11 protein-coding genes and 1 tRNA gene are annotated in these 13150 nt (G+C 71.7%); 6 read left to right on the top strand and 6 right to left on the bottom strand.

Features of this window, described 5'->3' with window-relative positions:
* Window positions 1-12 precede the first annotated feature (12 nt).
* Window positions 13-1065, bottom strand: a complete 1053-nt coding sequence (locus B086_RS0138570; RefSeq protein WP_018571791.1) for an NAD(P)/FAD-dependent oxidoreductase — start codon at window positions 1063-1065, stop codon at window positions 13-15.
* Between the two features lie 306 nt (window positions 1066-1371).
* Between B086_RS0138570 and B086_RS43525 the strand changes: the two genes are divergently transcribed.
* From B086_RS43525 to B086_RS0138555, 3 genes are all read left to right on the top strand, one after another.
* Window positions 1372-2010, top strand: coding sequence for a rhodanese-like domain-containing protein (locus tag B086_RS43525; protein ID WP_018571790.1), 639 nt, complete (start codon window positions 1372-1374; stop codon window positions 2008-2010).
* A 262-nt stretch (window positions 2011-2272) separates the two neighbouring features.
* Window positions 2273-3634, top strand: coding sequence for an MBL fold metallo-hydrolase (locus B086_RS0138560; RefSeq protein ID WP_037874635.1), 1362 nt, complete (start codon window positions 2273-2275; stop codon window positions 3632-3634).
* 134 nt (window positions 3635-3768) lie between these two features.
* Window positions 3769-4518: a sulfite exporter TauE/SafE family protein gene (locus tag B086_RS0138555; protein ID WP_018571788.1), complete on the top strand. Its 750-nt coding sequence runs from the start codon at window positions 3769-3771 to the stop codon at window positions 4516-4518.
* A 1319-nt stretch (window positions 4519-5837) separates the two neighbouring features.
* Here the strand turns inward: B086_RS0138555 and B086_RS0138545 are convergent.
* Window positions 5838-5925, bottom strand: a tRNA-Leu gene (locus B086_RS0138545).
* A 96-nt stretch (window positions 5926-6021) separates the two neighbouring features.
* Entirely contained in the window at window positions 6022-6969 is a 948-nt protein-coding gene (locus B086_RS0138540) for a beta-ketoacyl-ACP synthase III (RefSeq protein WP_018571786.1), read from the bottom strand.
* A 382-nt stretch (window positions 6970-7351) separates the two neighbouring features.
* On the opposite strand from B086_RS0138540, the gene fdhD reads away from it, so the two are divergent.
* The gene (fdhD, locus tag B086_RS0138535) at window positions 7352-8200 is read left to right on the top strand and encodes a formate dehydrogenase accessory sulfurtransferase FdhD (RefSeq protein WP_026253218.1); all 849 of its coding nucleotides are present in this window, start codon (window positions 7352-7354) and stop codon (window positions 8198-8200) included.
* A gap of 77 nt (window positions 8201-8277) precedes the next feature.
* Here the strand turns inward: fdhD and B086_RS0138530 are convergent, their stop codons facing one another.
* On the bottom strand, window positions 8278-8721 hold the full coding sequence (locus B086_RS0138530; RefSeq protein ID WP_018571784.1) for a MarR family winged helix-turn-helix transcriptional regulator: 444 nt from the start codon (window positions 8719-8721) through the stop codon (window positions 8278-8280).
* A gap of 117 nt (window positions 8722-8838) precedes the next feature.
* Here B086_RS0138530 and B086_RS0138525 point away from each other — a divergent pair, with 117 nt between their 5' ends.
* The gene (locus B086_RS0138525; protein ID WP_018571783.1) at window positions 8839-9756 is read left to right on the top strand and encodes a quinone oxidoreductase family protein; all 918 of its coding nucleotides are present in this window, start codon (window positions 8839-8841) and stop codon (window positions 9754-9756) included.
* A gap of 37 nt (window positions 9757-9793) precedes the next feature.
* Here B086_RS0138525 and B086_RS41760 read toward each other — a convergent pair whose 3' ends face one another.
* Window positions 9794-10870: a bile acid:sodium symporter family protein gene (locus tag B086_RS41760; RefSeq protein ID WP_018571782.1), complete on the bottom strand. Its 1077-nt coding sequence runs from the start codon at window positions 10868-10870 to the stop codon at window positions 9794-9796.
* A 198-nt stretch (window positions 10871-11068) separates the two neighbouring features.
* Between B086_RS41760 and B086_RS0138515 the strand changes: the two genes are divergently transcribed.
* Window positions 11069-11932, top strand: coding sequence for a LysR substrate-binding domain-containing protein (locus B086_RS0138515; RefSeq protein WP_018571781.1), 864 nt, complete (start codon window positions 11069-11071; stop codon window positions 11930-11932).
* 56 nt (window positions 11933-11988) lie between these two features.
* On the opposite strand, the gene B086_RS0138510 is transcribed toward B086_RS0138515, so the two are convergent.
* Window positions 11989-12999, bottom strand: coding sequence for an Lrp/AsnC family transcriptional regulator (locus B086_RS0138510; protein ID WP_234029440.1), 1011 nt, complete (start codon window positions 12997-12999; stop codon window positions 11989-11991).
* Window positions 13000-13150 lie beyond the last annotated feature (151 nt).

Raw genomic sequence — 13150 nt, 5'->3', positions numbered from 1 at the left:
TGATTGCGGTGCTCAGTTCGTGTCGGGGAGGGGGCCCAGCCCGTGTGCACGGCTGCCCAGCACCCGCCGCGAGATCTCGGCCTCCATCGCCCCGCTGAAGACTCCACCGCTCTTCGCCGCGCGAGCGGCGGCTTCCGCGTCGGCCTTCAGCAGGTCCATGTGGATCGCGGCGGCCGCGGTGGTTCCGGCTGCCGCTGCAACCGGAACCCCGGCCAGCACATCGCTGACGTTCCCTGCGGCCCACACGCCCGGCACGCCGGTGAACCCGGAGGCGTCCACCCGGAGCTGCTCCCCCAGGCCCATGGGATGTTCCTGCATCGTCACGCCCAGGTCGCGCAGAAAGCCAGCGCGTGCGAGGAACCGGGGGGCGACCACCAGTTCCTGGACCGGCACCACCTTTTTTGACGCCAGCCGCACGCCCGTCAGCTGGTCCTGGCCGTTGACCTCAAGCCCGGTTGCCGCACCGTCGACCACGCTGACGCCGAGAGCGGCCAGCTGCTCCCACTGCTCGTCGGTCAGCGTCGTTCCGGTGTGCAGGAACAGTGTGACGTCCTTGGACATCTGGCGGAACAGCAGTGCCTGGTGGAAGTTGCCGAGCACCCCGATGAGCTTGTCCTGGACTTCCCAGCCGTGGCAGTACACGCAGTGCAGCACGTCCCGCCCCCACCGTTCGGCCAGCCCCGGCACGTCCGGCAGCGCATCGACCAAACCAGTGGTCACCAGCACCCTGCGGGTGCGTACGCGCTGCCCGCCCTCGGTGACGACCCAGAAACCCGCATCGTCCTGGGAGATCCCCGCGACCTGCCCCGAAACGACACGACCGCCGTACGAGGCGACTTCCTCGCGCCCGAGCCGCAGCAGCTCCAGGGGAGAGATGCCCTCGCGGCCGAGCAGGCCATGGGCCCCGGCGGCCGGGGCGTTGCGGGGCTCGCCCTTGTCGATGACCAGGACCGACCGGCGCACCCGGGCCAGATTCAAAGCCCCGGACAGGCCGGCGGTCCCGCCCCCGACCACCACAACGTCCCAGGGCTGTCCACCATCTCGTATCAACTCGAATTCGCGCATGCCCTCAGCGTGCGACGGTGCCACGGACGCCGCAAAGGTTCATGCTGTCCCGGCAAGAACGCCCCGACGCCCCATCGCCGACGGGGCCCGATGGGCTCACGGCAACCGGACCACACCGACCTTCTTGCCGGTCCAGCAAGAAGGTTCGCTGCTTGATGACGCGGGTGTGCAGGCTGCGTCCAGTCAGTTCTGGCTCACCACCGAAAGCCGGCACCCCCAGGGCCTGGTTCGTTTTCCCGCATTCGTTGGGAATACCTCCGGCTCGGAGCGGCATATCGGTGGTCGAAATCCCTGAGGAAGCAGCAGATGGAAAATCGCCACGTCGTGATCATTCCGATCGAGATCGACGAGGAGAAGGAGGCCTCTTATCTCGCCGCGTGGCAGGGTGCCGCGGAGGTGATGGCGGCGCAGCCCGGTTTCATTCGGACGTACATGTTCCGCACCATCGTTCCGGGGAGCAAATTTTCTCTCGTCAACGTGGCGGAATGGGAGTCCACCCGCCACTGGGAAGAGGCGATGAACGTCTGCCCGATGATGGGACAGCAGATAGCCGTCGTCCATGCCTCGAACTACGAGGCGATCCGTACGGTCCTGCCCGCGCAGGACCCGGGTGCTGGCGACGGCCGCACGCCCGCCGAGCTGTCTCCTGCCGAGGCGCATCGCCGCGCCGAGGACGGGGAACTCACGCTGGTCGACGTCCGTGAAGACGATGAATGGGCGGGGCGTCACCCGGCCGGCGCCGTCCACGTCGCGCTCGGCACGCTGGCCTCGTCGCTGTCGGATCTGCCTGACGGCCCACTGGCCTTCGTCTGCCGCACAGGCAACCGTAGCGCGCAGGGCGGCGTGCAGGCGATCCGCGCAGGCCGGTCCTCCGTCTACAGCGTGGCAGGCGGCCTTGAGGCGTGGGAGGCGGCGGGGCTACCGGTCGTCATGCCTGGCCGATAAGGCGCGGTCAACAATGCCGATCGCGTCGCAGTTGCGGTGCATGAGGGCTGACGAAAGTAGAACCGGAACATAACCGTCGCATACCTCCGCCGGCATGAGGCCGGCCGGGTGCGCCGCCCGCTCGCAGTCTTCGGGAAATTCGCTGCCGCCATTCTATGCGGTGATCGTTTATGTAATGGCCGACGCGAATTTCCCGGAGCTGCGGCGGCCCTTCAGCAAGACAGAGATACCCGGGTATGCCATCCCGGAGAGGAGCAACACCATGTTTATCGACACCCTGGAGTTCGAGGGACTGGGCAACCGTAGTTATCTGGCTGGGGGGCGGAGAGAGGCGGTCGTGGTCGATCCGCCGCGGGACGTCGATCAGGTGATCGCCCTCGCCGCCCGGCGAGGAGTGCGCATCGCCTACGTGGCGGAGACGCACGTGCACAACGACTACGTCACCGGGGGGCTGGAGTTGGCCCGCCTCACCGGCGCCCGCTACCTCGTCCCGGCCGGCGCCCAGGTCTCCTTCACCCGCACGCCTGTCGCGGACGGGGACGTGTCCGAGGTGGACGAGGGCCTGGTGCTGCGTGCGATAACCACCCCGGGCCACACCCCGCACCACACCTCCTACGTCCTGGAGGAGAAGGGACGCGCGGTGGCCGCTTTCACAGGCGGCTCGCTGCTGATCGGCTCCGTGGGACGTCCGGACCTGGTGGACCCGCGACTGACCGAGCAACTGGCCCGAGCGCAGCACGCCTCCGTCCACCGCTTGGCAGCGGCACTCGACGACGAGGTGCCGGTACTGCCCACGCACGGTTTCGGCAGCTTCTGTTCCTCCTCCCAGGCCGAGGGCGATGCGAGCACGATCGGCCAGGAACGTACCAGCAACGACGCCTTCACCCTGGAGGCGGACGCCTTCGTCAAGCAGGTCCTGGCCGGGCTGGAGAACGTGCCCGCCTACTACACGCACATGGGCCCGGCCAACGCCGCCGGCCCCGCGCCCGTCGACCTGACCCCGCCCGAGCCCGCCGACGCCGCACAGATCGCCGAACGGCTGGCGGCGGGCGAATGGGTGGTGGACCTGCGCAACCGGGTCGCCTTCGCCGACGGTCACGTGGCCGGATCGTTCAACTTCGAGGCCACCGGCAAGCTGGCCACCTACCTGGCCTGGCTGATCCCGTGGGGCAAGTCGGTCACCTTGCTCGGCGACACCCCGGCCCAGATCGCCGACGCGCAACGCGAGCTGACCCGGGTCGGCATCGACCGCCTGGCCGCCGCCGCCACCGGGGATCCCGCCACCTGGGTCCGCCACGGGGAACGGCTCGTCTCCTTCCCCCGTGCCGACTTCGCCGACCTCGTCGGCGCACACGAGCGCGGCGAGGACGTGGTGGTGCTGGATGTGCGCCGGGATTCCGAACGTGCGAACGGCTTCATCGAGGGCTCCGTGCACATCCCGCTCCACGAGCTGCATAGCCGGAGCGGCGAGGTGCCGGACGGAACGGTGTGGGTGCACTGCGCCGGCGGGATGCGGGCGGCGATCGCCGCTTCCCTCCTGGAGGCGACCGGACGAAAGGTCGTCGCCATCGATGACGGCTTCGACGCCGCCGCCGACACGGGCCTGAGCATCACCCGGCCCTGACACCCCCTGCTCCACCTGCGCAGAAGGCACACGATGTTCCTCTCATGCCACGGTCCCGGCCCACTCGGCCCCGAACAGGGCCACTCGCACGTCACCGGCACCGGGCCGGTGGCCCGCGACAGCGGGCGAATAGCATGACCGTCCTGATCCTGGCCCTGACCGCAGGAGCCGTCGTCGGCCTGGTGCTCGGCGCCCTAGGCGGTGGCGGCAGCGTTCTGGCGGTGCCCGCGCTGATCTACCTGCTCGGCTTCACCCCCGCCGCAGCCACCACCGCCAGCCTGATCATCGTCACCGCCACATCCCTGACCGCCCTGTACGCGCACGCCCGGGCCGGGCACGTGCGGTGGAAGGCGGGAGCGGCGTTTGCAGGCGCCGGGGTTCTCCCGGCGGCTGCCGTCGGAGCCGCCGCCGCCCAGCTGCCCCAACCCGTTCTCACCGTCGCCTTCGCCGCCATAGCCGCCCTCTCCGCCATCAAAATGCTCCGGCCCGCCGGCACAGCCCGCCTCAAAGAGGGCGGCGTACGGCCGGGCAAGGCGGCCGGTGCCGGCGCCGCACTGGGCGCACTGACAGGGCTGCTCGGCGTGGGCGGCGGCTTTCTCGCCGTCCCCGCCCTGGTCACCGTCCTGGCCTTCGAGATGGACGCCGCGGTCGGCACCAGCCTGCTGGTCATCGCGGTCAACTCGCTGGCCTCCCTGGCCACTCGCTCGGGCACCGCTGCCTCGCTCGACTGGGCGCTGATCGGCCCGTTCATCGCTACCGCGATCCTGAGCGCCTGGTACGGCAAGCGCATCGCCGCGAAGGTCTCGGCAACCCACCTTCAGCGCATTTTCGCCATGGTCCTGCTGGCCATGGCCGCCTTGATGCTCGTCGACGCCTTGACGTGACGGCGGCTCGGCTCGCGACACCTTCGGCGGCCCGCATCCGCCCGGTATCCCCGGCCGCCACCTGCCCTCCTCTCTTGTTGGCCTCCCACGTGACGAGCTTTCTCGACACCGGGATCTCGCCGCCACAAGGGCGCGGCGGTGGGCTGCAGCGCGTACGCCGACTGATCGGTTCCGGGCGCGGGGCCGAGGTAGGTGTGGCCGGCCATGCGGCACCAGGCGGGCAGGTGGAGCGGGAGGCCTGGTCTTGGCGATGACGTGGACGCCGGCGCCCGGCTCGGCGGTGCGGATCTGTTTGCGCAGACGGAGCAGGAAGCTGATCCAGAGCGGGCCGGTGTCGTCGACGGTGATGTCCGCCCTCGGCACGGATGCCGCGGTCATCGGGACAGGGTCTGGGTGACGCGCCATAGCCGGCGGTGCACGAGATCCTCGCCTGGCTCGCAGCACACGACCTGAAAGTCGAGGACTGGCTCAGTGACGCGTGTCCTACTGCTGTCCCGGAAGCGGCTGGCAACCTGTAAGCGCGTCCCTACAATCCAGGGGCGCGCGTGCGGGTTCCTGTCGTTTGGCACCCAGGATTCCTGAAACCTGCGCGCCCTCCCTTGCTGCGAGTCGAAGAGGGTTCGAGCCGTGGGGGCGCCGAGCACCCCATCTGACTAGCTTCCTTGGTTTTCCTGATGTCGGCCCCGAGAGGGGCCCAGGCTCGTAGGGCTTTGAACCACTGACATAGATATAGAGGAGACGAACGTTTCCCCTGCTCAAGGCATGTGCCACGGCACACGGGGCGTATCCCTCCGCCACGCCTGACGTGTACGTTTCGGGAGTTTGTACACATGGCGCGTGTCGGCCCGCGTGGGCGAGCGTTCAAGCCGCGCGTGTCCAAGGGGTGGCGTCGGCGTGCACGCTGGACCTGCGACCCCCTCGACCGCCTTTCTGGAAGCGGTGATGGGGCAGGGTGAGGCATCGGGCGGTTGAGTCGTGCCCTATGAGGGTGAGCGCCTTGGCTCGGCCGACCGCGTTTGTGACGCTCTGTCTGGGCAGGATGCCCCCGTCATCGCCAACAAGGATTCCGGCCAGCTCGCCCATGCGGAACTCGGCGTGACCTATCTGGTTCGCCCTCCACAGGGCAGCGAAGTAGACGCGGTAGGTCAGTGGATGCCGGTCGTCTCTGGCCATGCATGCGCACTGCGCCTGAGAGAGGCCGCCCCATTCGACGCCGTCATCCCTGGTCTGACCAGGAGATTCGCTCGACTGTTGGTCACGTGGTCGGTCACGCCACAGTCGGAGAAACAGAAAAACCCCAGATCAACTGGGGTTTCTGCTGGTGTCCGAGGGGGGACTTGAACCCCCACGCCCGATAAAGGGCACTAGCACCTCAAGCTAGCGCGTCTGCCATTCCGCCACCCGGACCAGGTGTCTGTCGCTCGGCGGGGTGTTCCCCGTGGCGACATGGACAACCATACCAAGGTTTCGGAGTGCGTTTCACCTGCGTATTCCGTGCCCGGGTCAGGGGCAGCGGACGACCTGGCCCGCGTAGGAGAGGTTGCCGCCGAAGCCGAAGAGGAGTACGGGGTCGCCCGTGCTCACCTCGCCCCGTTCGACCAGTTTGGACAGGGCCAGGGGGATGCTCGCGGCCGAGGTGTTCCCGGACTCGGCGACATCGCGGGCGATCACCGCGTTGACCGCGCCGAGCCTGGCGGCGAGGGGCTCGACGATGCGCAGGTTCGCCTGGTGCAGGACGACCGCCGCCAGCTCCTCGGGGGCGACGCCCGCGCGCTCGCAGGTGCGCCGGGCCAGTGGCGGCAGCTGCGTGGTGGCCCACCGGTAGACGCTCTGCCCCTCCTGCGCGAACCGCGGGGGCGTGCCCTCGATCCGTACCGCGTGCCCCATCTCGGGCACCGAACCCCACAGCACCGGTCCGATGCCCGCGCTCTCGCCCGGCGCGCACGCCTCGACCACGGCGGCGCCGGCCCCGTCGCCGACCAGGACGCAGGTCGTCCGGTCGGTCCAGTCGGTCACCTCGGACATCTTGTCGGCGCCGATGACCAGGGCGCGGCGCGCGGCCCCGGCGCGCACGGTGTGGTCCGCGGTGGCCAGGGCGTGGGTGAACCCGGCGCACACCACGTTGAGGTCGATCACCGCCGGGCCCGGGATGCCGAGGCGGGCCGCGACGCGGGCGGCGGTGTTGGGCGAGCGGTCCACGGCCGTGGAGGTGGCGACCAGGACCAGGTCGATGTCGTCGGGCGTGCGGCCCGCCGCCGCCAGCGCCTTGGCCGCCGCGTGCGCCGCCAGTTCGTCGACCGGTTCGCCGGGTCCCGCGATGTGCCGAGTACGGATGCCGACACGGCTGGTGATCCACTCGTCACTGGTGTCCACCATGGCCGCCAGATCGTCGTTGGTGAGCACCTGGGCGGGCTGGCAGTGGCCTACGGCGGTGATGCGTGAGCCGTTCATGGGTGGGCGGTCCCCTCGTTGCCGTGCGTGGTGGTCCTGCCGTGGCCGCACCCCGGGACGCCCCCTGGATGCGCCCGGCGGTTCCCCACGGATCGCGGTCGAGGCACCAGTCTGTTCGGTGACTCGCGGGTACGGCGGAGGGCGAAGGCACAGGAATCCCGGGCCCCGCTTGTGGGCTTCCGTCAGAGGTCCCGGGTTCCGCCGCCCTTGTCGAGGGGGCCGGGCCCGGGTGCCCGCCGTGCAGGACAATGGGCCAGGACCGTGCTGGACAATGAGACGGTCGGGGCCGCCCGCGCCGTCCGTCGGCCCGGTGGTCGCGGCGAGCTGGGCAGCAAGGGCCGGCACGGCCACCCGCACGGACAGAACCGGGACTGATCAGGACATGGGACGAGTCACGGAACGACGCAAGGTGATCCGCATCCGGGACGGCGCGGTCTCCTCCCGGCCTGACACGCTGGTGGCCGAGGAGCCCCTGGAGATCCGGCTCGACGGCCGGCCGCTCGCCATCACCATGCGCACCCCCGGCGACGACTTCGCGCTGGCCGCGGGCTTCCTGGTCAGCGAGGGCGTCCTGGCCGCCGCCGCGGACCTGCGGAACATCGTGTACTGCGCGGGGGCGACATCGGACGGCGGCAACACGTACAACGTGGTGGACGTGCGCACCGCGCCCGGCGTGGTCCTGCCCGACATCACCCTCGAACGCAACGTCTACACCACCTCCTCCTGCGGGCTGTGCGGCAAGGCCAGCCTGGACGCGGTCCGCACGACGGCCCGCTGGCCGATCGCCGACGAGCCCGCGGTGCGCCTGACGCCCGGCCTCCTGGCGAGCCTGCCCGACCGGCTGCGCGCGGCCCAGCGGGTCTTCGACCGGACCGGCGGGCTGCACGCGGCGGCCCTGTTCACCGAGGACGGCGAGCTGCTGGACATACGGGAGGACGTGGGCCGGCACAACGCGGTCGACAAACTGGTCGGCCGGGCCCTCCAGAACGGCGCCCTGCCCCTGTCCCGGACGGTCCTGCTGGTGTCCGGCCGGGCCTCCTTCGAGCTGGCGCAGAAGGCCGTGATGGCGGGCATCCCGGTGCTCGCGGCGGTCTCGGCGCCGTCCTCGCTCGCCGTGGACCTGGCCGTGGAGACCGGGCTGACCCTGGTGGGCTTCCTGCGGGGCGGTTCCATGAACGTGTACGCGGGTGCGGACCGTATCGTCCTGGGCGCCGACTCGGCCCAGGACTGAACCCGGCCTCCGGCCTCCGGTTACGTCTGGACCCACCCGGTGTCCGGACCGTCGCGGCCGCCCGGGTCCGGCCCCCGTCAGTCGCGCGTCCCCGACACCTGGACCAGCAGCTCCATGAACCGTTCGCGGTCGGCCGGGGACAGCGGCGCCAGCAGGGTGTCGTTGGCCGCGCGGGCCGCCCGCTCGCAGCGGGTCAGCAGGCGGTTGCCCTCGGCGGTGAGGGAAACCGCGTTCTTGCGCCGGTCGGCGGGGTCGGGTTCGCGCAGGACGAGTCCGGCGGCCTGGAGGTCGTTGAGGACGCCGACCAGGTCCTTGGGGTCCAGCCCCACACCGCGGCCGAGGTCGGCCTGGGCGACCGGGGCGAGGTCGCGGACGGCGGACAGCACCACGTGGTGCCACATCTTCAGCCCCTCGGCGGCGAGCGCCTCGGCGACCAGGGCCCGGCCCCGGGCGGCGGCCCGGCCGAGGAGCCAGCTGGGCAGGGAACGGATCTCGGCGAGGGGAGCTTCGGCTTCGGCCATGCCACGCAGCTTAGCGAAAAGTCGTTGGACTTCCCCATGAAACAGGGATACCGTTGGGGTTCCCAATGACTTCGGCTCCCCCACGACTTTCGAACAGTCTTTCGCCCTGGAGGTGCGATGCGACGCGTGCGCTACGAGTCGGCCGGTGGCCCCCTGTTCCTGGAGGAAACCCCCGTCCCCGAACCGGGCCGCGACGAGGTCCTGGTGCGCTGCGAAGCCGTCGGCGTCACCCTGCCCGTGGTCCGCAAGATCACCGAGGCCGCCGAGCCGGTCCCGCTGGGCGGGGAGATCGCCGGTGAGGTGGCGGCGGTCGGCGTGGACGTCACGCGCTTCCGCCCCGGCGACCGGGTGACCGGGCTCTGCTTCGGCCACGGGTACGCCGACTTCGCGGTGCTGCACGAGGCCATGGCCTCCCCCGTTCCCGAGGGCGCCGGGGCCGTCGACGCGGTCGCCCTGGTCCGCAGCGGCCTGGTCGCCCTCGGCGCCCTTGTAGCGGCGCGCCCCGAGCCGGGCGAGTCGGTGCTCGTGACGGCGGCGGCCGGCGGCGTGGGGCACCTCGCGGTGCAGCTCGCCCGGGTGCGGGGCGCGGGCCGGGTCGTGGGCGCCGTCTCCGGCCCGGCCAAGGCGGACTTCGTGCGCTCCCTCGGCGCCGACGAGGTGGCCCTCTACACCGACGGAAGCTGGGGTGAGCCCGTCGACTGCGCCCTGGACGCGGTGGGCGGCGACCTGCTCACCCCGGCGCTCGCCGCGCTCTCCCCCGGCGGACGGCTGGTGGCCTACAGCTCGGGCGGCGGGACCATCCAGGCGTACGACCTGCTCGTGGGCGCCAAGTCGGTGATCGGCTTCCAGATGGCCCGGATCGCCCGGGACCGGCCCGGATTGTACGAGCAGTGGCGGCGCGAGCTGTGGCGGCTGTTCGAGGAGGGGCGGATACGGCCGGTGGTGCACGCCGAGTTCGCGCTGCCCGACGCGGCGAAGGCCCATGAGGCGATCATGTCGCGCGGCAACCTCGGCAAGGTGGTGCTGCGCCCCTGACCGGGCGGACCTGAGGGTCAGCGGCCGCCCCGGCGGATCACCGGGGCCGGGGCGCCGTACCGACCCGGGCCGAGGACTGCGCGGGCTCCTCCGCCGGGCCGCTGCTCCCCTCCCGCCCCTCCGGGCCGCCGCTTTCCTCCCGTGCCTCCGGGCCGCCGTTCCCCTGCCGTGCCTCCGGATCGCGCGCCCTGCGCTTGGCGATCACCGCGCACACCATCAGCTGCATCTGGTGGAAGAGCATCAGCGGCAGCACGGCGAGGGAGGCGTGCGCGCCGAACAGGACGCTTGCCATGGGCAGCCCGGCGGCCAGGGACTTCTTCGAACCGGCGAACTGGATCGCGATGCGGTCCCCCCGGCCGAACCGCAGCGCCCTGGCCCCGTACCAGGTCAGGGCGAGCATCGCGGCGAGCAGCGCGGCCTCCACCACGAGCAGACCGCCCAGCCGCAGGGCGCTGACCTGGTGCCAGATGCCGCGCACCATCCCCTCGCTGAACGCGGTGTAGACGACGAGCAGGATCGAGCCGCGGTCGACGAGCCCGAGCACCTTCTTGTGCCGGGTCACGAAGCCCCCGATCCAGCGGCGCAGCAGTTGCCCCGCGACGAACGGCACGAGCAGTTGCAGCACGATCGTCACCAGCGAGTGCGCCGAGAAGCCGGCCCCGCTGTTGCCGAGCAGCACCGCCGCGAGCAGCGGGGTCAGCACGATCCCGATCAGCGAGGAGAAGGAACCGGCGCAGATCGCGGCGGGCACGTTGCCGCGGGCGATGGAGGTGAAGGCGATCGACGACTGGATGGTCGACGGGACGAGGGTGAGGAAGAGCAGGCCCTGGTAGAGCGGCTGGTCGAGCAGGACCGGGACCAGTCCGCGCGCGGCCAGGCCGAGCAGGGGGAAGGCGACGAAGGTGCAGGCCAGCACGGTGCCGTGCAGTCGCCAGTGCTTCACTCCTTCGAGTGCCTCGCGGGTGGAGAGCCGGGCGCCGTACAGGAAGAAGAGGAACGCGATGGCGGCGGTGGAGGCGCCGGAGGCCACGTGCGCGGCGGCCCCGCGGGCCGGCAGCAGCGCGGCCAGGCCCACCGTCGCCAGCAGCAGCACGATGTACGGGTCGATCGGCATCCGACTCGGCCGGCGCAGGCGTTTCACGGTGCTCCACTCGTCACTCGTCACATGTCGCTTTCTCGGCGCCTGCCGGCGCCTGTCGGCGCCCGGCATCGCTCTCGTCGCTCCATGCTCCTCTCCCCCTGGCGATCGGGAAACCGCGATACCGCTCTGACTGTCATCATGTTCCGCGATGAGCGCGGGTAGCCTGGTGCCGTGTACGACCCCGCTCAGCTGCGTACGTTCCTCGCGGTCTCCCGGACGCTCAGCTTCACCCGGGCGGCCCGGCGGCTCGGGCTGCGCCAGTCGACCGTCAGCCAGCATGTGCGGCGGCTGGAGGACGCCACCGGACGGCCGCTGTTCAACCGTGACACCCACTCGGTCGAGCTGACCGAGGACGGCGAGGCCATGCTCGGGTTCGCCCGCCGGATCCTGGAGGTGCACGAGCAGGCCACGGCGTTCTTCACCGGCACCCGGGTGCGCGGCCGGCTCCGCTTCGGCGCCTCGGAGGACTTCGTGCTGACCCGGCTGCCGGAGATCCTGGAGGGCTTCCGCCATGCGCACCCCGAGGTCGACCTGGAGCTGACGGTGGAACTGTCGGGCACCCTGCACGAGCAGCTCGCCGCCGGGAAACTGGACCTGGTGCTGGCCAAGCGGCGCCCGCAGGATCCCCGGGGGGAACCGGTCTGGCACGACCGGCTGGTGTGGATCGGCGCGCGGCGGCTGCGCCTGGATCCCGGGCGTCCGGTGCCGCTGATCGTCTATCCGCCGCCGGGGATCACCCGGGCGCTCGCCTTCCGGGCGCTGGAGCGACAGGGCCGCCCCTGGCACGTCGTGTGCACCAGCGGCAGCCTCAACGGGCTGATCGCCGCAGCCCGCGCGGGCCTGGGGGTGATGGCGCACGCGCGCGGGCTGGTCCCGCCGGGCCTGGTGCCGGTCCCGGAGCGGGCCGGGCTGCCGGAGCTGGGCGGGGTCGACTTCGTCCTGGTCCACGGCCGCCACCGCCCCTCGGCCCAGCACGCGGCCGACGCGCTGGCCGCGGCGGTCCTCGCCGGGGGCGAGGGCCTCCACCACCGCTGACCGGCCCTCCGCCTTCCCCGCCCGTTCTCCGCCCCCTTCCCCGCCCGCCGACCCCGTCAGTGCGCCGGACGCGGATAGGTGAGCTGCTTGACGCGCCGCAGGTACGGCGTGGCCTCCACGTGCCGGACGCCCGGCAGGGCACCGAGGGGGCCGCTGAGGTAGGCGTACAGGCTCGCCGTGTCCCGGGCCACGAGGGTCGCCATGATGTTCGACTGCCCCGCGGTGGCCGTGACGTAGGCGATCTCCGTGTGGGCGGCGAGGGCCTGCCCGACGGAGTGCAGGGCGGCGGGCGCGGTGGTGATCCACAGGGCGGCGCCGATGTGCTGGCCGAGTGTCTCGGGGTGGTACTCGACGTCGATGTAGAGGGCGCCGGAGGCGACGAGCGCGGACAGGCGGCGCTTGACGGCGGACTCGGAGCGGCCGGTGGCGCGCTGGAGTTCGGGCAGCGCGGCCCGGCCGTCGCGCTCCAGGACGGCGACCAGCGGTTCGTCCTCGGGGTCGATCCGGGGCGGTCCGGCGGTGGGCACCGGGGCGGGCAGCAGGGCCGCGCGTTCGGCGTCGGTGAGCGCGCGGAACTTGCGCAGCCAGCCGTCCGGGCCGCCGAAGAAGCGGTGCAGCAGCTGGTGGGCGCGGATCTCCACGACGCTCGGGGTGCGCGGCAGCTTGCCGAGGAGCAGGTCGTCGCGGTCACCGGCGCTGCGCGGCCGCATCCCGCAGACCACCTCGGTCCCGCCGGACGCGAGCCCGATCCAGCTGGTGTCGGGGCGTTTGGCGAGCGCGTCGGCGATCGTCTGGGCGGTGTCCGGCACGCAGCGCAGCCGCAGCATCCACTGGTCCTGCCCGAGCCGTTCGGGGTCGCGGACCGCCACCACCCGCAGCCCGCCCTCCGCGCACAGCCGGCGGTAGCGGCGGGCCACGGTCTGGTCGGAGACGCCGAGCACCGCCCCGATCCGGCTGAAGGAGGCCCGTCCGTTGACTTCCAGCGCGGACAGGATCCGCAGGTCGAGCCGGTCGAAGAGGTCCGATTCCAGCACCGGTGGCGCGATGGCTCCGACGGAGGATTCCACTGTGATCGCCCTCTCTGCTGTCGGGTTCCGGCGCCCACCGGCCATACTCCGCCGGGATCCGCCGCGCGCCGCCCATCGTACGGGGAGGCGCGCGGGCCCCGGTCCGGCGCTGAGTACCGGGTGACGGAGTACCGGTGACGAGGAGCGAGGG

It is taken from the genome of Streptomyces sp. PsTaAH-124 (assembly GCF_000373685.1).
Classification (GTDB): Bacteria; Actinomycetota; Actinomycetes; order Streptomycetales; family Streptomycetaceae; genus Streptomyces; species Streptomyces andamanensis.
The sequence above is the reverse complement of the archived record's forward strand: the minus strand, read 5'-3'. Positions and strand labels throughout refer to the sequence as shown.